This is a genomic window from Paraglaciecola aestuariivivens (genome assembly GCF_052983255.1).
This window is the reverse complement of sequence record NZ_JBRKBA010000007.1, coordinates 1-26411: the sequence shown is the minus strand read 5'-3', so window position 1 is coordinate 26411 and position 26411 is coordinate 1. Positions and strand designations below refer to the sequence as shown.

The following is a 26411-nucleotide window of genomic DNA, read 5'->3' as shown; positions in this document are numbered from 1 at the left end:
ATTAAATTAAAAAGAAATTCACTAACAAGAGTTGTTGTTTTTAGCAATACATTATAACTTAGTTATTGAAGCATCATAGTAATTCCATCTATGACTGATTTTTTTCAATGGGAAATGTATGACAGACGAGATTTTGTTTGCAGAAGATCAAGAGGATGAATTTTCTGAATATAGTGGAAAATGGAAAGTCCTAATAGTTGATGACGAGCCCGAAGTTCATGCTGTAACAAAATTAGCCTTAGGTGATTTTGTATTCCAAGATAAAAATCTTGAATTTATTAGCGCCTACGATGGTGAGCAAGCAAAACAAATGTTTCTTGAGCATCAAGATATAGCGGTGGTTTTGCTAGATGTAGTGATGGAAACTGACGATGCTGGCCTCAAGGTGGCTGAATTTATTCGTGGTGAAGCCAGTAATCATTTTACTCGGATTATTTTAAGAACAGGCCAACCAGGCCAAGCGCCAGAGCGTGATGTCATTATTAATTACGACATCAACGACTATAAATCTAAAACCGAATTAACCGCACAAAAATTATTTACCGTAGTGATCTCTGCACTGCGCTCATACCGCGACATTATTGTGATTGAACAAAATCGCCAAGGTTTAGAAAAAATTATCTCCGCATCTGCTGATTTATTCAGCATGCAATCTTTTGAAAACTTTATCGAAGGTATAGTTCAGCAACTTACATCTTTAATTGGCGGCACAAAAGATGCGGCCTATCTCACTTCTGCGGTAGCAGGTCCTAAGCCCATTGAGCAATATAATTCTTCTGAACTTTATGTGTTTACTGGCAAAGGCGAATATGAAAATACCGAAGGTAACAGATTAGAAGAAGTGATTAAGGGGCACGAACTAGAATCCTGTAAAAAAGCTTATGCAAATAAATGCTTAGTGTATGAAGACGATCACTTGGTTGCATATTGCGATAGTAAATCGCAAAAAGGCTCTTTGTTATATATGTCTGGTTTACCTAGAAAGTTAACTGAAGGTGATAAACGTTTAATCGAAATCTTTTCGCAAAATGTGCAAATTGCCTTTGATAACGTGCTGTTGACCAAAGATATTGAAGATACCCAAAGAGAAATTATTGAACGTTTAGCCCATGCCCTTGAAGAAAACTTTGGCAGTCAAAATCATACCAAGCGTATGGTTAAAATTTGCGAAATATTAGGTAGGGCCGCTGGATTAAGTAAAGACGAACTTAAAACCTTATGTTTAGCCGTTCCATTACATGATATTGGTAAAATTAAAGTATCAGACAGCATTATTTTGAAAAAAAGTAGCTTAGATAGTGAAGAGCTCAAAATAGTACAAAACCATGCTGAATTTGGTTATAGCCTTTTGAAAAACTCAAATCGTCCTTTGGTAAAAGCTGCAGCATTAATTGCGCGCGATCATCACGAATATTGGAATGGTAAAGGTTACCCAAGAGGGAAAGCCGGAGAGGCTATTCACATTTATTGTCGTATCACCAGTTTAGCTGATGCCTTTGACGCTATGCGTACATCAAGAAGTTACAAAGAAGCTTGGCCACTAGATAAGGTGCTGAGCATTATTGAAGCGGAAAAAGGCAAACAATTTGATCCTGAAGTAGTTGAATTGTTAAAACAAAATATTGATGAAATAGAACAAGTTATGCATGAATTTGGCTGTGAAGACTAAAAATACTTTAAGTCTTTAGGCGTGAAATAAGTAAATTCTAAAGAGCTTTAGAGTCGTTAAAATTAAAACCTAATATTTAGTAAATAATGGTGTTTTAAGGTAAAGAAAAACCCACATAAACCGATACAAAAAGCAGTATTGAGTTTTTGTGGGGAAAAGTCAGTGGAAGCGTTAAAGCAGGCGATCGATAAACAGGACTGTTTGATGGCCAGTTTGCAGTTAGCAAAGGTATTTCAAGGTAACCATTACCATCCTAGCAAGCATCTTAGAAAGGTAGATGCCTGGATAGAGCAAGCTCGATCTTTTATTGATGAAAGTCAGCCAAGTGCACAAGGTTTTAATCGCTTAGTGCAATTTTTTTATGTTGAACTTGCCTTTAGCGGCGAAGAAAAACATTATTTTACCAGTCAATATAGCTCCTTAGATTATGTATTAGATTATCGCACCGGCATTCCTGTCAGTTTAGCTATAGTGTTTTCTTTCATTGCCAGAGCCTTGGGCTTTGACGTACATGGGGTTAACTTTCCTGGCCACTTCTTAATAAAATGCGTAATCACTCCTCAGCACAGTATTTATTTAGACCCCTTATCTGGTAAACAATTAAGCCGTTGCGATCTTGAAGCCTTATACTTTTCTATTTTACAAGAAATGGAAGGGGAAAAGATGCCAGAGGAAGCATTAGACAAGGCCAGTTGTGATGAAACCATAGTCAGGTTATTACATAACCTAAAGGCCTCTTTTATTAACGAAAAGAATTATGCAGATGCGTTAAAAGCGGTGGAAGTGTTAGTTAACTTATGCCCAAATGATCCGTACGAGAGACGAGACAGAGGGTTTTTGTTGCATCAGCTAGATTGCACCCAAGTGGCCATTGCCGATTATCAATATTTTATTCGTCAATGTCCTAAAGATCCCGCCAGTCAGCTGCTGCAAGCCCAGTTACAACAGCTGTCTGAACAAGCGCCCGCCACCCTTCATTAGGGGGATTATTAGCTAGATTCTAAGGCTAGATAAATAGCCTGAGTTAATTGACTAAGTTGCTCAGGCTGAATGATGTAGGGCGGCATAATATACACCAACTTACCAAAGGGTCTGATCCAAACGCCCTGTTTAACAAAGATTTTTTGTAATTCTGCAACATTCACCGGCGCTTTACATTCCACTACACCTATGGCACCTAACACCCGCACATCTTGTACTTGGTTTAATCCTAAACAGGGCTGAAGCTCGGCTTTAAGTTGTTGCTCTATATTATTAACCTGCTTTTGCCAGTGCCCTTGTTGAAAGATGTTTAAGCTTGCATTGGCCACAGAGCAGGCCAAGGCATTGCCCATAAAAGTGGGGCCATGCATAAATACCCCAGGCTCACCTTGACACACACCTTGGGCTACATCTTCTGTACACAAAGTGGCGGCTAAAGTCATGTAACCACCTGTTAGGGCTTTGCCAAGGCACATTATATCTGGGCTAATGTCAGCATGTTCACAAGCAAAGAGTTTACCTGTGCGGCCAAATCCTGTGGCGATTTCATCACAAATGAGCAGTAGGTTGTAATCATCACATAGTTGCCTACAGCGTTTTAAGTATTCTGGGTGATAAATTCGCATGCCCCCTGCATTTTGCACTATTGGCTCAATGATCAAGGCGGCCAATTCATGATGATGGCTTTCAATTAATTGCTCTAGCGGCTTAATATCATCTTCATTCCACTGTTTATCAAAGCGAGTCTGAGGGGCAGGAGCAAATATTTGTTGGGCTAGGGCATCGGTAAATAAGCCATGCATACCATTTACAGGATCACATACAGACATGGCAGCAAAAGTATCACCATGATAGCCATTACGCGGGGTAATAAAGCGGTGTTTATGGCTGTTGCCTTGGCATGCCCAAAATTGCAAAGCCATTTTCATGGCTACTTCTACTGATACCGAGCCAGAATCGGCTAAAAATACCCGATTTAATCCTTGTGGGGTTAAGTCAATAAGGCTTCTACATAAGTCAATAGCGGGCTGATGGGTGAGTCCACCAAACATTACATGAGCAAAGTCATCCACTTGATCTTTTACTGCTTGATTTAGCTCTGGGTGATTGTATCCATGAATGGCTGTCCACCAAGACGATACTCCATCCACTAATTTTTCGCCCGTGGCTAAATGGATATATACCCCTTGCGCTTTAGTGACTTCATAACAAGGCAGAGGAGAAATTGCTGAGGTATAAGGGTGCCAAATATGTTGCTGATCGAAGCGTAAATTACTGTTGTTCAATTTTAATCCAGTTGTAAAGGTGGTGAATGAAATTAAGTTGACAATGTTGCCGCGCGGCATAGACTAAGCGCCTTGTACTTAATAGTAAAGTCTAATCATTCAAGGTCTTTTTATGTCGTTAAACGTCTCGTCTGCAACTTCCCCTTCACCCATTCGTCACGATTGGACCATTGAAGAGGTTAATCAGTTATTTAACTTACCTTTTAACGATCTGATGTTTCAGGCACAAACGGTACACAGAGCCAACTTTGATCCTAATCATGTACAAGTAAGCACTTTATTATCTATTAAAACCGGTGCTTGCCCTGAAGATTGTAAATACTGTCCACAAAGTGCGCGCTACGATACTGGGCTAGAAAAAGAGCGCTTAATGGAAGTTGAAAAAGTCATCCAAAGGGCACGTGAAGCTAAACAAGCCGGTTCAACTCGGTTTTGTATGGGCGCAGCCTGGCGTAATCCTAAAGAAAGAGACATGCCATATGTGACTGAAATGGTTAAAGAAGTGAAAAAGTTAGGTTTAGAAACCTGCATGACATTAGGCATGTTGTCTCGTGATCAAGCGTTAGCCTTAAAACAAGCAGGCTTAGATTACTACAATCACAATCTCGACACTTCTCCAGAGTTTTATGGCGACATCATTACCACTCGTACCTATCAAGATCGATTGAACACTTTAGATAATGTCCGTGAAGCGGGCATGAATGTATGTTCAGGCGGCATAGTAGGTATGGGAGAAACCGCAAAAGATCGCTCAAGTTTGTTAATGCAATTAGCCAACCTAGAGCATCACCCTGAAAGTGTACCTATTAACATGTTAGTAAAAGTTAAAGGTACGCCTATGGAAAATGTCGAAGACTTAGATTATTTCGCTTTTATTCGCACTATTGCGGTTGCAAGAATAATGATGCCTAAGTCTTACGTGCGCTTATCTGCAGGTCGAGAAGCAATGAACGAACAAATGCAGGCCATGTGTTTTATGGCTGGGGCAAATTCTATTTTTTATGGTTGCAAATTGTTAACTACTTCAAACCCAGAAACCCATGAAGATGTGATGTTATTTAAAAAATTGGGGATCAATGCTAGGCAGAGTCGCGAATATTCAGACGAAGCCCATGAAGCGGCCTTGTTAGAAGAAATAGAAGATAACAGCGAACCAAGTTTGTTTTACGACGCAAGCAAAAAGCAGGCGGCTAACGCTAATTTGTAATGGCTTTTGATTTTATTCAACAAAGTTTGCAACAGCGACGTGCTGAGGGATTGCTACGCAGCAGAACAACCATCTCCTCAGCTTCGGGGCCGTTAATAGAAGTAGATGGCCAGCACTATCTAAATTTTTCAACCAATGATTATTTAGGCATGCGCCGTTCACAAGTTGTTGCTCAGGCCTGGCTAGACGGTCTAACAGAATTTGGTGCGGGCAGTGGGGCTTCGCCTCTAGTAACGGGCTATACGTCAGCCCACCAAGCACTAGAAAACTATTTAGCCAGCAAGCTTAAGCGTGAAAAAGTGCTGTTATTTAATTCGGGGTTTGCAGCCAATCAGGCGATTTGCCAAGCGCTGTTTAATCAAGTCAATGTGCAAAAAGACGGGGCAATTATTGCCGACAAGTTAATGCATGCTTCTTTTATTGAGGGGGCTCAATCGAGCGGCATAGACTTTTCTCGTTTTAATCACAATCAAGTCGCTCATTTAAAGCAGTTACTGGTAAAACAAACAAGTCGCAAAAAGCATATTTTGGTTGCCACCGAAAGCGTGTTTAGCATGGATGGCGATAGGGCCGATTTAGCCCAGATCCAACCTCTGTGCGCCGAACATAATGCCTGGCTGATGCTTGATGATGCTCATGGTTTTGGGGTATTAGGCGCCAATGGTATGGGCGTTGTTGAAGAACACTGCCTGAGCCAAGAGCAGGTGCCTATAGTAATGGGAACTTTTGGTAAAGCGGTTGGCACTGCTGGTGCCTTTGTGGCTGGTAGCCATGATTTTATTGATTATTTAATCAACTTTGCTCGTCATTATATTTATAGCACTGCCATGCCTGCCGCCCAAGCTTATGCCACTTTGCAGAGTCTAGACTCAACTAGCATAAGTGAGAATAGGCAAAAGCTAACAGCAGGCATTGCATTATTTAAAACCCTGGCCAGCCAAGCCGGATTGCCGCTTATGCCTTCTGATAGCGCTATTCAGCCTTTGTTAGTAGGCGACCCGGTGCAGGCAATACAGGCCAGTGAAGAATTGAAAAAGTTGGGGATCTGGGTTTCAGCTATACGTTATCCCACTGTGCCCAAACATACAGATAGATTAAGACTTACCCTAAGTAGCAATCACAATGAAGCTGATATCAAAGCTTTAATTGATGCATTGCAATTAGTTTTGGTAAAAGCCAACACATGACGGTTTCTTTTGCACAACTTAATAAGCACCGTATTGCACGACAATTTAGTCGCGCTGCCAACACTTATGACTCGGCGGCTGAGGTGCAGTTGGATATAGCTCAGGATGCTATGTCTTTGTTACCCAAACAGGCCAACAGAGTGTTAGATATTGGCTGTGGTACCGGCCGAATTAGCCAAAAGCTAGCGGCTAAATACCAACAGGTATGGGCGATGGATTTAGCTTTTGGCATGCTTAGTTATGCTAAACAACAGGCGTTAATGCTTAATCCTAATATTGTTTGGATGCAAGGTGATGCAGAGCATTTGCCTATTGCTGATCAGAGTGTTGATCTGGTGTTTTCGTCCATGGCGCTGCAATGGTGTAACCAACAAAATCAAGTGATGCAAGAAGTCAAAAGAGTGTTAAGCAAAGAGGGGCAGGCGGTATTGGCAATCATGTGTGACGGCTCTTTTACTGAGCTTAATCAAAGTTGGCAACAGATAGATAGCCAACGCCACACAAATTTGTTTGCCAGTGCTGGGGCATGGCTACAAGCAGCGCAAAGCCAAGGTTTGCAGGTACAAATGCAGCAATCAAGTTATATGACTTGGCATTCAGGGGTAAGACCATTGCTAAGCTCGATAAAGTCTATCGGTGCCAATGTGTTAATAGGTGCAGAAGCAGGTCAAGAACCCCAACAAAATAAAAGCCTAACTCGATTAAATTTACAGCAACTAGAAAATCATTATCAGCAACATTTTGCCCAAGGTGCGCAACTTCCGCTGACTTATCAGGTCTGCTTTTTAGTTTGCCAGCATAATTAAAGGATATTCATGGGACATTTATCGGTAAAAAGACGCGCATTTTTTATTACTGGAACCGACACTGAAGTTGGCAAAACTTTTGTCAGCGTGGGGCTTCTTAAAATGCTGAATAACCAAGGCAAATTAACCGCTGGCTATAAGCCAATCTCTGCTGGCTGTGAACAAACACAAAACGGCTTGCGCAATGAAGATGCATTGGCCTTACAGGCTAATTCCTCATTAGATCTGGCTTATGATGAAGTTAATCCTATTGCTTTTGAAGCTCCCATTGCCCCACATATAGCTGCAATGCAAGCGCAACCCATCTCGGTAGATACCATTCGTGAAGGGATCAATAAGTTATTGCAAAAGAAACCAGAAGTGCTGCTTGTTGAAGGGGCAGGTGGCTGGCGTTTACCACTTGGCCAAGATTTTAGCGGCAAATCACGCTTTTTATCTGAAATTCCCGCTGAGTTAAATTTATCGGTTATTTTAGTGGTAGGTATGCGTTTAGGTTGTCTGAACCATGCGGTTCTCACTGCTGAATGTATTCGTAAAGATGGGTTAACTATTGCTGGATGGGTGGCCAACCAGCTAGATACAGAGATGCCCTATTTAGATGAAAATATCGACAGTCTCAAGCATTTAATCAATGCGCCATTTTTAGGCACTATCCCCAGGTTAGAAAACCCAAATCAGGTCAGCCAACATCTAGATCTTCAATTGTTAGACTTGTAGTAAAATTTATCCGCAAAGCAGCGGTGCCACTGTGTTATCCACTAAAATTCCTCTTAATTAGCCTAAATCTGCAATGGTTTGGGCTAAATCGTTGAAAAATATTTAATTTGTGGCAAATGAGTCTAGCCACTGAATAGGGCTTTCGTGTAGAATTGCGGGCTATTTTTTACTAGCCTTTGACTTGAATCAAGTTGTTGAATAAAGGCGATATTTTAAATCCAAATCCGAGGATACTATGGATCTTGAAGCCATAATCAGTGAAGCAGAAAGACAAATCAATGCTGCACAAGATGCACAAACACTAGACGCTGTGCGTGTAGATTTTATGGGCAAAAAAGGGCGCATGACTGAGCTGCTTAAAGGCTTAGGAAAGTTATCAAATGAAGAGCGTCCCGCTGCAGGGCAAAAAATTAATCAGGCTAAACAACAGATCCAACAGCTTATCCATGCTCGTGGTGAAGCGTTGCGAACCCTTGAGTTAAACCAAAAACTAGCCAGTGAAAGTATTGATGTGTCTCTACCTGGTCGAGGTCAATCACGAGCTGGCCTGCATCCTGTTACCCGCACCATTAACCGTATTGAAAGTTTTTTTAACGAACTAGGTTTTCAGGTAAAAACAGGCCCTGAAATTGAAGATGGCTTTCATAACTTTGATGCGTTAAATATTCCAGCTAATCATCCTGCCCGGGCTGATCACGATACCTTTTATTTTAACCCTGATGTGATGTTAAGAACCCAAACTTCAGGGGTACAAATTCGTACTATGGAAGTAGAGCAACCTCCTCTTAGAATTATTTCGCCGGGGCGAGTTTATCGAAATGACTATGATCAAACCCATACACCTATGTTCCATCAGGTTGAAGGCTTAATGGTAGACAAAAACGTTAGCTTTGCTGAATTAAAAGGCATATTGCATGACTTCTTAAATAACTTTTTTGAGCAAGATCTTCAGGTACGTTTTAGACCTTCTTATTTCCCTTTTACTGAACCCTCAGCCGAAGTTGATGTAATGGGTAAAAATGGCAAGTGGTTAGAAGTGTTAGGCTGTGGAATGGTGCACCCTAATGTATTAAAAGCCGTCAACATTGATCCTGAAATATACACAGGCTTTGCTTTTGGAATGGGGGTAGAGCGCTTAACTATGTTGCGCTACGAAGTGAACGATTTACGTGCCTTTTTTGAAAACGACTTACGTTTTCTAAAGCAATTTAATTAAGGTCGAGCCAAGTTATGAAATTTAGTGAAAAGTGGTTAAGAGAATGGGTTAATCCGTCGATTTCAACAGACGCATTATCTGAACAATTAAGTATGGCCGGCTTAGAAGTAGACGCAGTCGAAGCTGTTGCTGGCGAGTTTTCTGGTGTAGTAGTGGGTGAGGTAGTGGAATGTGCACAACACCCCGACGCCGATAAATTACGTGTAACTAAAATCAATGTAGGTGAAGACGAACTATTAGACATAGTTTGTGGTGCACCAAATTGTCGCCAAGGTTTAAAAGTAGCTGTAGCCAAAGTTGGCGCTGTGTTACCTGGCAACTTTAAAATCAAAAAAGCTAAATTACGTGGGCAGCCTTCATTAGGTATGTTGTGTAGTTTTTCAGAGCTAGGTATGTCTGACGATCACGATGGCATTTTAGAACTGCCTAGTGATGCCCCTATTGGTCAAGATATTCGTGAGTATTTAGCATTAGACGATTTGGTGATTGAAGTAGACCTTACCCCTAACCGCGCAGATTGTTTAGGCATTAAAGGCTTAGCCCGCGAAGTGGGGGTGTTGAATCAAATCTCAGTAACAGAATTAGAGGTGCCAAAGGTAAGTGTTAGCAGTCAAGAGACTCGCAATATAGTGCTAGAAGCGCCCGAGTCTTGCCCTAAATACTTAGGGCGAGTGATCAAAAATATTAAGTTAGATGCCCAAACCCCTTTGTGGATGGTAGAAAAACTTAGACGCTCTGGGATCAGAAGCATTGATCCTGTGGTAGATGTAACTAACTACGTTTTACTTGAGTTAGGCCACCCTATGCACGCCTTCGACAACGATAAGTTGCAGGGCGACATTATTGTACGTTTAGCTAAACAAGATGAATTGTTAACTTTACTTGATGGCAATGAAGTGAAGTTGCAGGCCAATACTCTACTAATCGCTGATGAAGAAAAAGCCTTGGCTATGGCAGGGGTCTTTGGTGGTTTAGATTCAGGTGTCACCCAGACAACTAAAGATATCTTTTTAGAAAGTGCGTTTTTTGCACCAGATGCCATTATGGGTAAGGCTCGACAGTATGGACTGCATACCGATGCCTCACATCGTTATGAGCGCGGTGTCGACCCCCAGTTACAAGCAACGGCAATGGAAAGAGCCACTCAGTTGCTGTTAGATATAGTAGGCGGAGAAGCCGGCCCTGTGGTTGAGGCGCTAGATCAACAGCATCTTCCTAGTCATCGCTCAGTAAGTTTGCGCAAGCAACGCTTAACTAAAGTTTTGGGTATAGAGATTGATTCAGCAAAAGTCACAGATATTATTCAACGACTTGGCTTTGGCGTAGACTTTAAAGACGACATTTGGCAAATCGAAGTGCCGCCTTATCGTTTTGATATCAGTATTGAAGAAGACCTAATAGAAGAAATTGCCCGTGTCTTTGGATACAACCAAATTCCAAATGTTGCACCTGTGGCAAGTCTTAAGATGTCTAAACATCAAGAACAAAAAGTGCAAACTAGCCAGTTAAAAAACAGCTTAGTAGAACGGGATTATCAAGAAGCCATTACCTATTCTTTTGTTGATCCAAAAGTGCAAGCAAAGCTTTTCCCTGATCTAAATGCATTGCAATTACCTCATCCTATTTCTATTGACATGTCGAGTATGAGGGTAAGTTTATGGCCTGGCTTATTACAAGCTATGTCCTATAACCAAAAGCGCCAACAAGGTCGAGTAAGATTGTTTGAAACAGGTTTACGTTTTATACCTGATGCGCAAGAAAAAGCTGGGGTGCAACAACAACAAGTAATAAGTGGTGCTGCATGTGGCTTAGTGAATGATGAAAATTGGGATAGTAACAGTCGTGCCATAGACTTTTATGACGTTAAAGCCGATGTTGAAGCGCTGTTAAATTGCGCTGGTATTCTCGATTATCGTTTTGAGCGAATTGAGCATAATGCCTTACATCCAGGGCAAAGTGCCGGCATTTATCAAGGGGATAGATTGTTAGGCATGATGGGCGCAGTTCATCCTCAATACGAAAAAGTTTTAGGTTTAAATGGCAGAAGTTTTGTTTTTGAGCTAGAAATAGCTAGCTTAGGGTTGAAAAACTTACCTAAAGCACAAGAAATATCAAAATTTCCTGCAAATCGACGTGACATTGCAATCGTAGTAGACGATGATAAAGTAGTAGGTGAAATTTTGAATTTCATTGAAAAATTTGGCCAAAATCAATTAGTTGGCCTAAACTTGTTCGACGTGTACAGGGGTAAGGGAATTGCTCAAGGTAAGAAAAGCTTAGCGATTTCACTTATTTTGCAAGACAAAACCAAAACATTAGAAGAAAACGATATTCAGGCTATTGTCGATAGAGTTTTAAGTGCTCTAGCACAAGAGTTTGGTGCATCATTGAGGGATTGACGGTATGGCGTTAACCAAAGCCGAAATGGCAGAACATTTATTTGAAAAACTTGGGATCAACAAGCGTGATGCAAAAGATCTGGTGGAAACGTTTTTTGAAGAAGTGCGAGAAGCCCTAGAGTCGGGTGAACAAGTTAAGTTATCTGGCTTTGGTAATTTTGATTTAAGACAAAAAAGTGAACGCCCAGGCAGAAATCCTAAAACTGGTGAAGATATTCCTATTAAAGCAAGAAGAGTAGTGACATTTAGACCGGGCCAAAAACTCAAAAGTCGAGTAGAAAGCTCAAAGCCTAACGATTAGCTTAATCAGTTTTAAATAGCATTAAAAAACCCGGTTTATACCGGGTTTTTATTTAGCCAAACTTTAAGCTTAAAGAACTGAGACTAAAGCCTTAGCTAAGGTATCTACGTTGTTTTTGCTGATCCCAGCAATATTCACCCGACTTGAATCAACAAAATACACGCTGTGCTTGGCGCGAACAGCTTGCACTTGCTCAGGAGTGATACACAAAAAGCTAAACATACCTTTTTGTTGCTTCACAAAACTAAAGTCTTTATTGGCACCATATTCGGCCATTTTATCTACTAGTAGAGTTCGTAAGTCTTGCATGCGGGTACGCATAGACTCAACTTCACCCATCCATTGCTTACGCAAGTCATCATCATTCAAAATAATATCTACTAAGGCGCCACCGTATGATGGCGGCATAGAGTAAATGCCTCGGGCAATGGTTTGAATTTGCGATTGAATCGCTTGGCGAGTTTGACTATTTTTGGTCACCATTACGGCAATACCTACACGTTCACGGTATAAACCAAAGTTTTTTGAACAAGAAGCGGCTATCACTACTTCTGGTAAATTGTTGACCATTAAACGCATGCCATAAGCATCTTCGTCTAAGCCATCGCCAAAACCTTGATAAGCCGTATCAATAAAAGGTACAAAGCCGGTTTTTTGCGCTAGTTCTAAAACCACTTTCCACTGTTCATTGGTGAGATCTGCACCAGTAGGGTTGTGGCAGCATCCATGTAATAACACCACGTCACCTTGTTTGACTTGGGCTAAACACTCAGCCATAGCGTCGAAGTTGATCAGTCCTTTAGACTTGTCAAAGTAGGGATAAGTTTTAATGGTTAAGCCCGCACTACCAATAAGTGGAATGTGGTTAGCCCAAGTAGGATCACTTACCCAAACCGTTAGGTTTTCATCACAACGCTTAAGTAATTCAGATAAGATCCTCAAGGCTCCACAACCGCCAGGTGCCTGCACAGCAGCAATACGGTCAGCCAACAAAGCCGGGTTGTCTTTACCTAACATAAGTTGCAACATGCCATCAATAAAACCAGGTACACCTTGCGGGGCAATATAGGTTTTAGATTGTTCTTGTTCTAATAAGATAAGTTGCGCTTTAGCTACGGCATCTAATATTGGGGTGTTGCCTAACTCGTCTTTATATACCCCAACCCCTAAATCAATTTTTTGTGGATTAGGGTCGGCTTTAAAGGCGGTAGATAAGCCTAAAATAGGATCGGCAGGCAGCTGCGGTAATTGGTCAAACATGATGTTCCTTAAAGATTGTTAAGCATGCACAAATATTTGTGCTCATTATGCCACCGAGATAATAAAATTCGAGTTAAATTCGCTCTAATTTATGCTGAACTGAAAGCTTTGAGTGGATAGCCTGTCGCCAGTGTTGGAATAGCTTCGCTCTTCCCAACTAACTTGATTTTGATGGCTAATAGTTAAAACCGTAGAAGAGCGGGTGCCATAGGTTTCACCTGTAATAAAAATAGATGACAAGTTACGCTCCCAATCTAAGGGGACACCTGTATTAGGCAAACTATGATCAGGAGCTTGTTGCTTGTCTTTTAATAAGGTAAATAAGTCCTGATGTTGTACAACTTGGTTGCTTTGGCAGTAGTTTTTTAGTTTATTGACTCCGCGACTTACTTTCGGCCAAGGACTATTTAAACTGGCGTTAGATAACCCATAGTAGCCGTCTGTAAGATATTGCAGACTATTTAAATGGTTGTTGTAAACCGCTAGTTTATGCCAAGGGCCAAACAATAAATTATACCCATTGTAGTGCTGCCGTGTGCTGCTTAGCTGTGTTTGATAATCTTGCTTGGGTTGCTTTATATATTGGCTGACTAATTCCCCGCGTGTACGGGCATTCGCATCAAGCTTATGTGGGTCACGAATATTGGTTAGCGCTGCCAAGTAGCCTTGTTTATTGATTCCCATCCAAGTTCCGCCAGCTTGTAGATCTCTGCCGGCTAAAACATCTTGATGTTCGGGCCAAAAATGCGAAGGCGCAGTATCGCGCTTAAAAAACTCATCACGATTTGCAGCGATAATCACAGGAAAGTCCTTATGCTGATTAATCGCTACAAATAATATACACATTACAAAAGCTTATTTAAGGGCTTTGCTTTTTTGCTCATCAACTTGAGTAAACAAAGTGTTAGAGCGGGCAATAAACCTATGGCTTTCAATGGGCGAACTAAGATTATAGGCCGGCGGTAACATTATGCCGTTATAAGTGGGGCGCGCTTTAAAGTCTGCCTCGGTTAAAAAGCCTAATACATAGATTGGGGCAATTAATACACTGGTCATCACACTGGCAATAATATTGCGTCTTCGGGTTGTTTGGTGAAAAGCAATAAACAAACTTAACCAAATAAATCCCCCAACAATAAGGGTCAATACTATTAGTTCTACCCAAGCTAACCAAGCTCCGGGATGCAGATTAAATACGGTGAACTTTTGTAAAAAAATAATCCCATTGGCAAATAATATCACTAGCCAAGTGAGACTAAACTGACTGACTATGTGACTCTCTTTTTTCACTATTTTGGCTAAAATCGCAAAAATTAATGGCCACAGACAGAACACAGCGAGTTTGCCTAGTTCTGCGGGCAGCGCTTTGGCTAAATTAAACGTCTCTATGCTGTCAAGATAACGGGAATAAAGCAGCATAGCTAAACAGCAGCAAGCTAAAGTAACGGCTAAAAAGCTGTGATTAAGCCAACTTAATTTTTCTTCTAATTCGCTTAAGGGTATAGCATCGGGTAACGCAACTTTAGTATCGATAATACGTAATCGCGTGCGCCCAATTTTAATGATGTCATGGGAATTTAAGGTTGCTTGGCGGACAAATTTATTATTGACCTTAATGCCGTTAGTCGATTGACAATCATTAACTATTAACTGACCAGACTCTGGATCTATAGCCACTAACATATGACTTGGGCAAACGTAGGGATCGTCTAATCGAAGATCATTATTAAAATCGCGACCTACACACACATAGTCTTGTTCAAATTTGTAGTGTTTGATTGGGATGTTTTTGCGCGAAAGCAGCTCTAAAACTATTGCCATGTTAGTGAGTCCATAAATTTCAGGGTAAAAGTAAGGGCTGATTCTTTGCTTACACCGGCTAAAGTGTAGTGACTGATTAATCCCTGCTTGTAGTGATCTAAGGTGGCGCCAACAAACAGTACATCATAGAGTTTATCGAATTCTTTATATGCTCTTACGCATAGCAGCGTTTTAAGGGTTACACCTTGTTCGTTTATTACCTGATCTTGTTGGCAGTTATAATTAGTCACATCTGTTTTGCCGGCTTTATTACCCGGACCTGCGCCAGTAATACTATTAGTGTAAAAATTATAAAATCTATGTTCCCCTAATGGCTCTCCGTCTAACCATTCAAATTCTATTTCTAGCCCACCAGTGGTTAAGCCATTGTGTAAAAATATTTGTTCATCTATCCGGCAACGATTTTCAACCGACAAATAAAGGGCATCTTGATCGTTAGTATTAGAGCCACCCCAACAAGAAAAGAACTCAGCAATCTTGCTGGGGATCATGGCGTCACCTAAGGGGCCTGCTTGCCATTTTTGAGAATTTAATAATGCAAATAGTTTTGCTTGATTAGCCAGTAGTTGGCTTTGAATGCGGGGTTTAAACTGTTCGTGGGTTAATGGGCTTTGATCTTTAGTCTTAAGCAAAGCTTGTACTTTAGCTAAAGGAATTAAAAAACCAATTTGATTGCCAGCGGTTGCTACATTCACACCCATAACCTGCCCAAGTTCATTTAACACTGGGCCACCACTCATGCCAGGATTAATCGAGCCAGTAAAATGAATTCGTTGATAAAAACTGTTTTTCTTTAAACCATTAAAGGTGCCAGGCACTACTATCATGCCTAAATCTAAGGGGTTGCCTAAAGAATAAATAGTGCTGCCTTGCTCTGGTAGGCTATCGGCTACAGGAAAAGCCACTTCTTGTGGCCAAAGCGACTGTTTTCTAACCATAGCCAGATCGTTAACCACATCCACATCTACTAGTGTTAATTCGCCTTCTGAGCCATCATGCGCCATATATTGCATTCTATATTTGTCAGGGTTGTAAACGTATTCAGAAATGACATGGTAGTTGGTGATCAAATTTCCCGACGCGTCAATTTGAAAGCCAGATCCAATTGAAGACTTGTTGCCAGACTCTAACTCGATAATTTTCACCTGATATAGTGCACTTCGGTACTGGCCAAATAAACTTTGCGCAGTTTGTTGTGCCTGAACTATGGCACTGCTAAACAACAGTAAAACTAATAAAATTCTCAATATTAAGATCCTAATGGCAAATTAGACAGAGGCTAAAAAATAGCCTAACGAGTCAGTTAACATTTTGTTTACACTCGACAAATTCACTTGCATAAGCGAACATTCAGCTAGTTTAAATTGCACAAGCTAAGAATGAAATGCCCGAAAGAATAAATACCCCAATTCTTTGTAAACAAATTCCTCAAAGTGGGAATAAATTTAGTCACTGGTTAGGTACGACTGTTTTAAATTTATTAGGCTGGCAATATCATGGTGAGTTTCCCTGTGCTAAAAAGATGATCATTGCGGTAGCGCCTCATACATCAAACTGGGATTTTGTTATTGGGTTAGCGGTTAAGTTTAATCTAGGTCTTAAAATTTCGTTTTTTGGTAAAGACAGTATTTTTATCCCTCCTTTTGGTTACCTGCTAAAACGCTTAGGTGGCATTCCAATTAAACGTAGTCAAGCACATGGTGTAGTAAGCGCTATGGCAGAAAAAATGCGTGAAGCCGAGCAAATGATATTAGCCTTATCACCAGAGGGTACACGCAGTCCTATTTCGCCTTGGAAAAGCGGTTTCTTGCATATAGCCCATCAAGCACAGGTACCGGTTTTTTTAGTGGCAATTAATTATAAGAAAAAACGAATCGAGTTTGGACCTATGCTGAATATCAGCGACAATATTCAAGATGAGATGAATAAAATCTATCAATACTTTCAAGATATTGAAGGTAAATACCCAGAAAAAACAATTACGGAAGTGGTCCCCTCAAGTGGAGAAAAAGATTGAAAAATAAAGGTTTTACCACCCAGTTAGTGCATGCAGACAGGTTATTAAACGCGCCGCAACATGGAGCCGTACACCAAGCAAGCAGTAACTCTGTGTTATTTGAATTTAAAGACGCACAAGATTTGGTGGATGTTTTTCAAGGTAAAAAAGCTGGCCATGTATATTCTCGCTCGTCTTCAGGCTCAAATGTTGCCCTACAAAACATCTTAAATTATTTAGAAGGTGGAGTAGGGGCAGTGACCTTTGCTACTGGTATGGCCGCCATTACAGCTAGCTTTTTAAGTTTATTTAGAGCCGGTGATCACCTCATTATGAGTCACTTCTTGTTTGGTAATACCCGCAGCTTGTGTGAAACCTTACAAAATTTAGGAGTCGAACTTAGTTTTGTTGATGTGACTGAAGTACAAAATGTAAAAGCGGCACTACAGAAAAATACTAAAGCAGTATTTTTAGAAACTATCGCTAACCCAGTTACTCAGGTAGCAGATTTGTTGGCTATAGGTGAGTTTTGCCAGGCCCAAAATTTGTTATACATAATAGATAATACCACCACACCTTTTAGCATTTTTGAGCCTAAATCTGTTCACGCTTCTCTGACTATTAGTTCTCTCACTAAATATATTGCCGGACATGGCAATGTATTGGGAGGGGTGGTGATAGATACCGGGCTGTTTGACTGGGCAAGCTTTGACAATATTTTGCCAATTTACCGTGGTAATGATGTTAAACAGTGGGGCTTAACCCAAATTCGCAAAAGGGGCTTACGCGATATGGGGGGCACCTTATCCCCAGATTCTGCACATGCCATTTCAATAGGATTAGAAACCTTAGTCTTGCGTCAGCAAAAAATGGCCGCCAATGCACAGCAGCTGTCTGAATTTTTACAGGCACACAAAAAGGTAGCCAGGGTTTATTATCCAGGTTTAGCGCATCATCCTCAGCACGAATTAGCTACCAAGTTATTTGACAACTATGCTGGCATTGTCAGTCTAGACTTGGCTGCTGGAATTGATCCTATTGCCTTTTTAAATCAACTTAACTTAGTTATATGTGCTACTCACTTAGGCGATAATCGCACCTTAGCTTTACCAGTAGCCTCAACGATTTATTTTGAGAATAGCGCGCAGCAAAGACAACAAATGGGCATTAACGACAATATGTTACGTTTATCTATTGGCATAGAAGATTGCCTAGATTTAATCGCCGACTTCGAACAAGCCTTTGCGAAATTTTAAACCATTGCATAGTTAGAGCAGCAAAAACTCGATTAAACCAAAGGCTGAAAAATATTCAGCCTGTTGGTTTAAGCAAAGTCGAGGGTTAGCTTGTTTGTTAGATAAATGCTATTTACTTAATGATTTCAAAGCTAGTAGTGATTTCAACCTTGCCTGCTAACATCAGCATCACAGAGCAATATTTTTCAGCCGAAAGCTGTACGGCTCTAGCCACACCTTTTTCAGTTAGATCTGCGCCTTTTACCTGATAATGGGCGTGTATAGCAGTAAAAAATCTAGGCGCTTGTTCGGCACGAGTTGCCTCTAATTGGCAAACACAATCTTCTACCTGCTTGCGCGATTTTTTTAAGATATCAACAACATCAATAGATGAGCATGCCCCAGCAGATAACAAAACCGACTCCATGGGGGTCATAGTTTTGCCATCGCCGTCTAAAATTAATTGATGTCCAGTGTCGGTGTTACAAGAAAAGGTTAGGTCTTGCTGCCAGTTTACAGTTGCTTTCATGATGTTTTTGTCTGTTCTACTAAAGTGATTTTGGTTTTATCGATTAATATACGTTTTTGTTTATACAAGGAGCCTAAGGCTTTTTTATAGGCATTTTTGCTAACATTAAATCGTTTGCTGATTTCTTGCGCTGAGCTTTTATCGGTTAAACTCGACAAGCCGCCATGGGCAATTAAGTCTTCGATAATTTGCTCTTCTAGGCTATTTCTGGCGCTAGGATCATGAAATTGAAAACATAAATCTATCTTGCCATCTTCTCGAATGCGTTTTATATAACCTGTTAAAGAGTGCCCAACTTTAATGGGTTGAAACACTTCATCTTTAAAAATTAATCCTAAGTGCGAGCCATTAATTACAGCTTTGTAACCCATATCGGTTTTGCCGCAAATTAATAATTCAACTTGTTGTTTGGGTTCAAATGTTCCGCCTTCTTCACAAGACTCTTCATATAAAAAGTCTTTTAACTTAGTTGATGCAGCCAAACGGCCGGTTTCTTCATCACAGAATACATAAACCACATAGGATAGCCCTTCAGACATAGGGGCATCTTGCTCGTTAAAAGGCACCAGTAAATCTTTTTCTAAGCCCCAATCTAAAAATGCGCCGACTTTGGTGATGCTCACAACTTTTAAAAAGGCACAATGATCGACTGTGACTTTAGGGCGTTTAGTCGTTGCTATAATGCGGTCGTCGCTATCGTGATAAATAAAAGCCCGTACTTGATCGCCGATTTTGCAATCTAAAGGAGCGTTTTTGCTAGGCAATAAAATTTGGCCTAAGTTGCCAGCCTCAAGGTAAAAGCCAAAAGGCACTTCTTTTACCACTTCTAGCTGATGAAATTTTCCAACTTGATACATGTGTTTGTTTTTCTGATACAAAATAATAGTCATAGTGTAACCGACCCTATGTCTAAGAAGTATAAAAACAATCAATATTTTATGTATTGTCGGTTTTTTTTCGTGGCATAATCTAGCCCCATTCACTGCACTAATTAGTTGCCAAGCTATGACTGATACCAACAATATTGTCTTCTTAAATGGTGAATTTATGCCCATTTCAGAAGCCAAAATATCTCCTATGGACAGAGGTTTTTTGTTTGGAGACGGCATTTACGAAGTTGTGCCAACTTACGCAGGTAAAGCCGTTGGGTTTAGATTGCATATGGAGCGTATGACTAAGGGCTTAGCGGCGATTGGCATTGAGCTTGATATGCAAATTGAACAATGGCGTACTATTGCCAATACCCTAATAGAACAAAACGGCGGGGGTAATTTAGGTTTATATTTTCATGTCAGCCGTGGCGCAGATGTAAAACGTTTTCATGCCTATCCGCAGAATATTTCTCCCACTGTATTTGCTTATTCTTTTGCCATTGAGGCTGCTAACAAAGCCGATAAACAACAAGTTAAAACTTACCGTGTGAAGAGTGCTGAGGATTTACGTTGGAAACGCTGTCATATTAAGTCTACCTCTTTGTTAGGCAATGTTATGCATTTTCAACAAGGACAAGATGCAGGGGTGAATGAAACAATTTTATATAATGCCCAAGAGCAATTAACAGAAGCCAGCGCCTGTAATGTATTTATCGTTAAAAATGAAGTGGTGATAACGCCCCCTCTCGACCACCAAATTTTGCCTGGAATTACGCGCAACATGCTATTAGACATTTTGCGCCAAGATGGCACGCTGCAAGTAGAAGAGCGGGTAGTGAGTATGAGTGAAGTGCGAGCGGCAGATGAGTTGTGGATCACAAGCTCAAGTAAAGAAATTGGTCCGGTGATAGAGCTGGATAATAAAGCGGTTGGCAATGGTAAAGTGGGAGATATTTGGTTGTTTGCGCAAACCTTATATTCAGCCAACAAGCACAAATATTAATAACTATAAAAAGGATTGCTCTAGTTTAATTATGTCACGACCTGCTCACGTTATTATCGATCTTGCCGCCATAGGTTCAAATCTTGAACAGGTGAAAAAACTTGCACCTAATGCCAACATTATGGCGGTGGTTAAAGCTAATGCCTATGGTCACAATGCGCTACAAGTGGCCAAAGCATTAAGCTCACAAGTAAGAATGTTCACGGTTTCTTGTTTAGAAGAAGCCTTAGCCTTGCGAAAAGGCGGGATCAACCAGCCCATATTATTGTTAGAAGGCTGTTTTCAAGCAGAAGAGTTACAGCTTGCAGCACAACAAAATTTTGAAATAGTGCTGCATAGTCAGGAACAAATTAAGCAGTTACTTGAGACTCCCCTCACCAGTAGTTTAAAGCTTTGGTTAAAGTTTGATACTGGTATGCATAGGCTAGGTCTGCCATGCGACCAGGCTGCTAGTTTTTACCAGCAGTTGCAAAAATCAGATAAGACTAACGGCATTAAACTGATGAGCCATTTTGCCCATGCCGACGACTTAGAAGGGGACTTTACCTTAAAACAATTGACTGCTTTTGAGGGAGTTGAGCAAGAGATTAACCAGTTATCTCAGGCAGATTGTCAGGTGAGCTTAGCCAATTCTGCGGCCATATTGGCTTGGCCCACTACTCACAGAGACTGGGTACGTCCTGGCATAATGTTGTATGGTCTTAGCCCATTTACCCAAGATTTGGCGATGACTGAACAGCTTGTTCCTGCAATGAACTTTGAGTCCGAGGTGATTGCCTTACGTAAAGTTAAAGCTGGTCAAAGCGTGGGTTATGGCTGTACCTGGCAAGCAAAATCCGATGCGCTGATTGCCACTGTAGCTGTAGGTTACGGTGATGGTTACCCGCGCAATGCTAAATCGGGAACACCAGTCTGGATCAATGGCCAGTTAGTGCCTTTAGTGGGCAGAGTATCAATGGATCTGATTTCTATTGAAGTCACTCAATTAACTAAGGTCAAGATTGGCGACAGGGTGGTATTGTGGGGTAAAGAATTATCTGCAGATAGGGTGGCAAAATTCGCAGACACTATAGGCTATGAATTAGTTACTCGTATGCCAAGCCGTGCGGCTCGGCATTTTATCAATCAGCCTAAACCTCAGCTATCATGACCGCTCTTAGTGGGGCGGGATAGCCTTCAATGGTTTTAGTTCGATCATTAGGATCAAGAAAGTCTTGTAGTGATTGACTGTCCATCCATTCAGTATGGCGTTGTTCTTCTAAAGTTGTGACAGCAAGGTCAACCAAGCGAATATTTTTAAATCCTACTCTTTGCATCCATAAACTAAGGGCATCGGTACTAGGTAAATACCAAACGTTACGCATTTGTGCATAACGATCTTTGGGCATTAACACACTTTGCTCATCGCCTTCTACTACTAAGGTTTCTAAAACCAGTTGACCACCTGGCCTTAATTGACTTTTAAGTTGATATAAAAAGTCGATAGGGCTACGCCTGTGATATAGCACGCCCATAGAAAACACTGTGTCAAAGGCCTTAAGTTCAGGAAGTTGTTCAACCCCTATAGGTAATAAGTGAATATCAGGGTGCGGATGAAAATGTTTGATGGCCTGAAACTGCATTAAAAATAGCTGTGAAGGATCGGCGCCTACAACTAACTTGGCTTGCTCACCTAGCATTCTCCACATATGGTAGCCACTGCCGCAGCCCACATCCAATACATACCTGTCTTTTAGGTTATGGATATGAGGCAAAACCCTTTGCCATTTCCAATCTGAGCGCCATTCTGTATCTAAATGAATATCATGAATATAAAATGGCCCTTTGCGCCAAGGCATAAACTGTTTAAGCAGGCCAATAATTTGTTTTTGGGTATATTCACTAATGTCTGACGCTTGACCCATGGCCACCTTATCTTTTAAATCGATAGTTGAGGGCGCTGTGCTGGGTAGTTTGTTTAATAATTTAACCCACTTATTAAAATCACCATGTAGTTGTTCTTTTTGCCAAGTGGCTATTTGCGCTGGCAACACTTCTAACCAATGGCTTAAAGGTGAATTAGCAATCTGTTTGTAAAAGTCATTAAACCAAGTGACAGCCAAAGGACCTCCTATTTTTATTTAAAATTTGTTGCCCAGACAGGCGTTTTATTTAGACCACATCTAAGGTAAATTTAAGCTTTTATGGCAACCATAGAAGCAAAATTAAAGCACCTAAACCAAGGGATCAGATCGTTAAAACCAATTTTTTGTAACCTTTGTTTATGGTCTGCAAAACTTTCCGGGCGCATTACATCTTCTAGGGCAGAGCGTTTTTGGCTAATTTCTAATTCGCTATACCCATTTCTGCGTTTAAATTCGTGGTGCAAATCAATGACTAATTCATTACCTTGCTCAGTGGGGTGATTGAGTTTTTCAGATAAACACAACACCCCTCCTGAATTTAAACCGTCAAAAATCTTTTGTAATATGGCATGGCGCTGTGCCAAAGGAATAAATTGTAAGGTAAAATTCATCACCACAGCACTGGCATTTTCAATGTGAATATTTTGAATATCGTCACACACTACCTGTATAGGGGTAGGGGCTTTATAAGATTGCAGGTGTAATTCACACCTTTGGGTCATGGCGACAGAGTTGTCTACTGCAATGATTTGGCAATCAGCTTTATTAATGTATTTGCTAGCCGCTAAGCTGACTGCGCCTAATGAGCAGCCTAGATCATAAACTTGAGTGTTAGCTTGCGCGTAACGCCCACAAATTTGTCCAATAGTATCAACTATAGTGTTGTACCCAGGTACCGAACGTTGGATCATATCGGGGAACACTTCTGCTACAGACTGATCAAAACTAAAATCGGTAACTTGCTGAGGTTGAGAATATATGGTGTCTTTATGACCTTGCATTAAGATCTGGCTCTTATTTAAAATTTGGCGCAATTCTACCTGTGCAATGCCATGCAATCAATTTCCTTTCTTGCCAACAGGTTTTGGCTCTTATACCTTATAGCATTGAACATTTATGTTGCTATTAATTAAAGTGTAAGGGATCGCTCAACATGTCAGAAAATGTCTACCCAGTAGCCAAAAATTCAACTCATAAAACTCACGCCGACAATGCCGAATATGAACGTTTATATCAATGGTCAATGAATGATCCAGATGAATTTTGGCGCCAGCAGAGTAAAAGAATAGATTGGATAACCCCTTTTACTAAGGTATCGGACTTTACCTTTTCTGCTAAGCATACTGAGATTAAATGGTTCGAAGATGGTCAGCTAAACGCCAGTTACAACTGTATTGACCGACATTTAGCAAGTGATCCTGAGCGTACTGCCATTATTTGGGAGGGCGATGATCCTAATCAGCAACAGAAAATTAGCTATCAAGAATTACATGATCAAGTTTGCCAAGTGGCTAACGGGCTTAAATCATTAGGTGTAGAAAAAGGCGATAGGGTCATTATTTATATGCCAATGATCCCTGAAGCAGCATATGCCATGTTAGCTTGTGCCAGAATTGGCGCTGTACACTCAGTGGTATTTGGCGGGTTTTCGCCTAATGCCATTGCCGATAGAATTGTTGATTGTCAGGCAAAAGTGGTCATGACTGCAAATGAAGGTCGCCGTGGTGGAGGCCTTATTCCTTTAAAAGCCAATGTTGATAAAGCGCTTGAAGATCCTAAAACCTCCAGCGTTAAAAATGTAGTGTGTTTCCAATTAACCTCTGGTCAATGCAATTGGCATGCGCCACGGGATGTTTGGTGGCATGAGCTTACTCAAGCATCCGCGCCTGATTGTGCTCCTACTGTAATGAATGCCGAAGACCCTTTGTTTATTTTGTATACCTCAGGCTCCACTGGCAAACCTAAAGGGGTAGTACATACCACTGGAGGATATTTAGTTTATGCGGCGCTTACGCACCATTATGTTTTTGATTATCAACCCGATGACATCTATTGGTGTGCAGCTGATGTAGGATGGATCACGGGTCACACTTATATTATTTATGGGCCATTAGCCAATGGGGCCACCACCTTAATGTTTGAAGGAGTACCAACTTACCCTGATGCCAGTCGAATGGGGCAAATAGTTGATAAACACCAAGTATCGATTTTATATACTGCGCCCACCGCCATTCGTGCACTTATGGCAAAAGGCGACGAACCCACAGCTGGCAGCCACAGATCGAGCTTACGTGTATTAGGCAGTGTAGGTGAGCCGATTAATCCAGAAGCTTGGCAGTGGTACTATCAAAAAATTGGCAATGCACAATGTCCAATAGTCGATACCTGGTGGCAAACAGAAACAGGTGGAATCATGATCACTCCTTTACCCTATGCCACAGCATTAAAACCAGGCTCAGCCACGCGTCCATTTTTTGGGGTAAAACCGGCATTAGTATCGAACGAAGGAGAAGTGCTGTCTGGTGCCGCCGAAGGCAATTTAGTGATCACTGGCTCTTGGCCTGGTCAAGCTCGAACCTTATGGGGTGACCATAATCGTTTTGAACAAACTTATTTTAGTACCTACGATGGTTTGTATTTTGCTGGTGATGGCGCAAAACGTGATGAAGATGGCTATTACTGGATCACTGGACGAGTAGACGATGTGTTAAATGTGTCAGGTCATAGACTAGGTACGGCAGAAATAGAAAGTTCCTTGGTGGCCCACCCATCGGTAGCAGAAGCTGCGGTAATAGGCTATCCACACCCAATAAAAGGTCAAGGTATTTATGTGTATTTATTACCTAATGATGGGGTGGCAGTGTCTGAAGAGTTAAGCCTACAAATTAAAAACTGGGTGAGAGAAGACCTGAGTCCCATAGCATCTCCAGATTTAATTCAGTGGACCACAGGTTTACCCAAAACCCGCTCTGGCAAAATTATGCGCAGAATTTTGCGAAAAATTGCCTGTAATGAGCATGAGCAATTAGGGGATACCTCGACCTTAGCAGATCCCAGTGTTGTGGACTTATTAATTCAGAATCGTCTAAATAAGTAGCGACTTTGCATAAAAGTCGCTTTGGTTGTAAGAAATATTGATTAAATATCAATTAAGCCTTCAAAGACTAATACTAAAGTATTAGTCTTAGCTTAATATGGTTTAGCTAACGAGGTTTTTAGTGTCAAAGTTTTTGATTGCAGATGATCATCCTCTTTTTAGAGATGCGCTAATTGCTGCACTGCATCCATTATTTGAACAAGTCTCAATTATTCAAGCTGATAATTTGCAAAGTACTATGTCTGCCTTGCAAGAGAATCAAGATCTAGATTTAGTCTTATTAGACCTTAATATGCCTGATTGTGATAATTTTTATGGCTTGATCCATGTTACCCAAGAATTTCCAGAGGTACCTGTAGTAGTGATTTCTGCTAATGAAGGAAATTCTGTGGTCACTAAAGTCATGAGCTTAGGCGCTAAAGGCTTTATTCCAAAGTCGACTCCATCTCACCTTATCGCTAATGCCTTAAAACAAATTATGCGCGGCGAAAATTGGGTACCAGAGGGCTCGTCAATCGAAACAACTGAAGATAATACAGCCGGTGATATTGCTAAATTAGTGGGGGAGTTAACCCCTAAGCAGTTTAAGGTATTAAAACTCATTCAAAATGGTTTACTGAATAAACAGATTGCCTTTGATTTAGACATTACCGAAGCAACAGTTAAAGCACACATCAGTGCCATTTTTAGGAAGTTAAAAGTGAACACTCGTACTCAAGCTGTGTTGTTATTAAATAACCTTAACATCGAGTAATGTTTTAGCTGATTTGAGTCACCTAATGCTAAAAAAAAGCCCTGTTAAATGAAGTGACCCCGTAAAGTTGGACTCATTTCTAAGCGGCTACCAAGGCCTGATTTCGATATGCTATCGGACTCAGGCCTTTTAGTTTCAGCTTAATTCGTTTGTGATTGTAATATTTTATAT

At 40.9% G+C, this 26411-nt stretch carries 25 protein-coding genes; 15 read left to right on the top strand and 10 right to left on the bottom strand.

What is annotated here, in order from left to right; translation table 11 throughout:
* Window positions 1-118: 118 nt before the first annotated feature.
* Together ACVCDT_RS11685 and ACVCDT_RS11680 are read left to right on the top strand one after the other, a co-directional pair.
* On the top strand, window positions 119-1669 hold the full coding sequence (locus ACVCDT_RS11685) for a DUF3369 domain-containing protein (protein WP_447132967.1): 1551 nt from the start codon (window positions 119-121) through the stop codon (window positions 1667-1669).
* A 162-nt stretch (window positions 1670-1831) separates the two neighbouring features.
* A complete protein-coding gene (locus tag ACVCDT_RS11680) occupies window positions 1832-2650 on the top strand; it encodes a SirB1 family protein (protein ID WP_447132966.1) in 819 nt (272 codons plus the stop codon).
* Between the two features lie 8 nt (window positions 2651-2658).
* On the opposite strand, the gene bioA is transcribed toward ACVCDT_RS11680, so the two are convergent.
* The gene (gene bioA / locus ACVCDT_RS11675; protein ID WP_447132965.1) at window positions 2659-3936 is read right to left on the bottom strand and encodes an adenosylmethionine--8-amino-7-oxononanoate transaminase; all 1278 of its coding nucleotides are present in this window, start codon (window positions 3934-3936) and stop codon (window positions 2659-2661) included.
* A 112-nt stretch (window positions 3937-4048) separates the two neighbouring features.
* Between bioA and bioB the strand changes: the two genes are divergently transcribed.
* From bioB to ACVCDT_RS11640, 7 genes are all read left to right on the top strand, one after another.
* A complete protein-coding gene (bioB, locus tag ACVCDT_RS11670; RefSeq protein ID WP_447132964.1) occupies window positions 4049-5143 on the top strand; it encodes a biotin synthase BioB in 1095 nt (364 codons plus the stop codon).
* The gene (locus ACVCDT_RS11665) at window positions 5143-6330 is read left to right on the top strand and encodes an aminotransferase class I/II-fold pyridoxal phosphate-dependent enzyme (RefSeq protein ID WP_447132963.1); all 1188 of its coding nucleotides are present in this window, start codon (window positions 5143-5145) and stop codon (window positions 6328-6330) included. Before bioB ends, ACVCDT_RS11665 begins: the two co-directional genes overlap by 1 nt.
* Entirely contained in the window at window positions 6327-7136 is an 810-nt protein-coding gene (gene bioC, locus ACVCDT_RS11660; RefSeq protein WP_447132962.1) for a malonyl-ACP O-methyltransferase BioC, read from the top strand. The genes ACVCDT_RS11665 and bioC overlap by 4 nt, the downstream gene beginning before the upstream one ends.
* Window positions 7137-7145: 9 nt before the next feature.
* Entirely contained in the window at window positions 7146-7853 is a 708-nt protein-coding gene (bioD, locus tag ACVCDT_RS11655) for a dethiobiotin synthase (RefSeq protein ID WP_447132961.1), read from the top strand.
* A 235-nt stretch (window positions 7854-8088) separates the two neighbouring features.
* Window positions 8089-9069, top strand: a complete 981-nt coding sequence (pheS, locus tag ACVCDT_RS11650) for a phenylalanine--tRNA ligase subunit alpha (protein ID WP_447132960.1) — start codon at window positions 8089-8091, stop codon at window positions 9067-9069.
* Window positions 9070-9083: 14 nt separating this feature from the next.
* The gene (pheT, locus tag ACVCDT_RS11645) at window positions 9084-11468 is read left to right on the top strand and encodes a phenylalanine--tRNA ligase subunit beta (protein WP_447132959.1); all 2385 of its coding nucleotides are present in this window, start codon (window positions 9084-9086) and stop codon (window positions 11466-11468) included.
* Window positions 11469-11472: 4 nt separating this feature from the next.
* Window positions 11473-11769 carry an integration host factor subunit alpha gene (locus ACVCDT_RS11640; RefSeq protein ID WP_447132958.1) on the top strand — a complete coding sequence of 99 codons (297 nt, stop codon included), beginning with the start codon at window positions 11473-11475 and terminating at the stop codon, window positions 11767-11769.
* 69 nt (window positions 11770-11838) lie between these two features.
* Here ACVCDT_RS11640 and ACVCDT_RS11635 read toward each other — a convergent pair whose 3' ends face one another.
* The 4 genes from ACVCDT_RS11635 to ACVCDT_RS11620 form a co-directional block, all read right to left on the bottom strand.
* Entirely contained in the window at window positions 11839-13029 is a 1191-nt protein-coding gene (locus ACVCDT_RS11635) for an amino acid aminotransferase (RefSeq protein WP_447132957.1), read from the bottom strand.
* Between the two features lie 84 nt (window positions 13030-13113).
* Window positions 13114-13875 (bottom strand): NRDE family protein, encoded by a 762-nt coding sequence (locus tag ACVCDT_RS11630; protein ID WP_447132956.1) that lies wholly within the window; start codon window positions 13873-13875, stop codon window positions 13114-13116.
* Between the two features lie 9 nt (window positions 13876-13884).
* Entirely contained in the window at window positions 13885-14850 is a 966-nt protein-coding gene (locus ACVCDT_RS11625) for an FHA domain-containing protein (RefSeq protein WP_447132955.1), read from the bottom strand.
* Window positions 14841-16097: a S1C family serine protease gene (locus ACVCDT_RS11620; RefSeq protein WP_447132954.1), complete on the bottom strand. Its 1257-nt coding sequence runs from the start codon at window positions 16095-16097 to the stop codon at window positions 14841-14843. Before ACVCDT_RS11620 ends, ACVCDT_RS11625 begins: the two co-directional genes overlap by 10 nt.
* A 137-nt stretch (window positions 16098-16234) precedes the next feature.
* Between ACVCDT_RS11620 and ACVCDT_RS11615 the strand changes: the two genes are divergently transcribed.
* Together ACVCDT_RS11615 and ACVCDT_RS11610 are read left to right on the top strand one after the other, a co-directional pair.
* Window positions 16235-16867 (top strand): 1-acyl-sn-glycerol-3-phosphate acyltransferase, encoded by a 633-nt coding sequence (locus ACVCDT_RS11615; protein ID WP_447132953.1) that lies wholly within the window; start codon window positions 16235-16237, stop codon window positions 16865-16867.
* A complete protein-coding gene (locus tag ACVCDT_RS11610; RefSeq protein ID WP_447132952.1) occupies window positions 16864-18102 on the top strand; it encodes a cystathionine gamma-synthase family protein in 1239 nt (412 codons plus the stop codon). The genes ACVCDT_RS11615 and ACVCDT_RS11610 overlap by 4 nt, the downstream gene beginning before the upstream one ends.
* A gap of 112 nt (window positions 18103-18214) precedes the next feature.
* On the opposite strand, the gene ACVCDT_RS11605 is transcribed toward ACVCDT_RS11610, so the two are convergent.
* Both ACVCDT_RS11605 and ACVCDT_RS11600 read right to left on the bottom strand, forming a co-directional pair.
* Window positions 18215-18610, bottom strand: a complete 396-nt coding sequence (locus tag ACVCDT_RS11605; RefSeq protein WP_447132951.1) for an OsmC family protein — start codon at window positions 18608-18610, stop codon at window positions 18215-18217.
* Window positions 18607-19500, bottom strand: coding sequence for a CvfB family protein (locus ACVCDT_RS11600; protein WP_447132950.1), 894 nt, complete (start codon window positions 19498-19500; stop codon window positions 18607-18609). The genes ACVCDT_RS11605 and ACVCDT_RS11600 overlap by 4 nt, the downstream gene beginning before the upstream one ends.
* A 115-nt stretch (window positions 19501-19615) precedes the next feature.
* Here ACVCDT_RS11600 and ACVCDT_RS11595 point away from each other — a divergent pair, with 115 nt between their 5' ends.
* Both ACVCDT_RS11595 and alr read left to right on the top strand, forming a co-directional pair.
* On the top strand, window positions 19616-20485 hold the full coding sequence (locus ACVCDT_RS11595; protein ID WP_447132949.1) for an aminotransferase class IV: 870 nt from the start codon (window positions 19616-19618) through the stop codon (window positions 20483-20485).
* A 31-nt stretch (window positions 20486-20516) separates the two neighbouring features.
* On the top strand, window positions 20517-21635 hold the full coding sequence (gene alr, locus ACVCDT_RS11590) for an alanine racemase (RefSeq protein ID WP_447132948.1): 1119 nt from the start codon (window positions 20517-20519) through the stop codon (window positions 21633-21635).
* On the opposite strand, the gene cmoB is transcribed toward alr, so the two are convergent.
* A complete protein-coding gene (gene cmoB, locus ACVCDT_RS11585; protein WP_447132947.1) occupies window positions 21616-22587 on the bottom strand; it encodes a tRNA 5-methoxyuridine(34)/uridine 5-oxyacetic acid(34) synthase CmoB in 972 nt (323 codons plus the stop codon). The two genes, alr and cmoB, sit on opposite strands and share 20 nt — an antisense overlap.
* A 71-nt stretch (window positions 22588-22658) precedes the next feature.
* Entirely contained in the window at window positions 22659-23390 is a 732-nt protein-coding gene (cmoA, locus tag ACVCDT_RS11580; protein ID WP_447132946.1) for a carboxy-S-adenosyl-L-methionine synthase CmoA, read from the bottom strand.
* Window positions 23391-23542: 152 nt separating this feature from the next.
* Here cmoA and acs point away from each other — a divergent pair, with 152 nt between their 5' ends.
* Both acs and ACVCDT_RS11570 read left to right on the top strand, forming a co-directional pair.
* Complete coding sequence (acs, locus tag ACVCDT_RS11575) at window positions 23543-25486, top strand: acetate--CoA ligase (protein WP_447132945.1); 1944 nt, start codon at window positions 23543-23545, stop codon at window positions 25484-25486.
* A gap of 121 nt (window positions 25487-25607) precedes the next feature.
* On the top strand, window positions 25608-26240 hold the full coding sequence (locus tag ACVCDT_RS11570) for a response regulator (protein ID WP_447132944.1): 633 nt from the start codon (window positions 25608-25610) through the stop codon (window positions 26238-26240).
* Window positions 26241-26319: 79 nt separating this feature from the next.
* Here ACVCDT_RS11570 and ACVCDT_RS11565 read toward each other — a convergent pair.
* On the bottom strand, window positions 26320-26411 hold a 92-nt coding region (locus ACVCDT_RS11565), incomplete at its 5' end, for an IS3 family transposase (protein ID WP_447133087.1).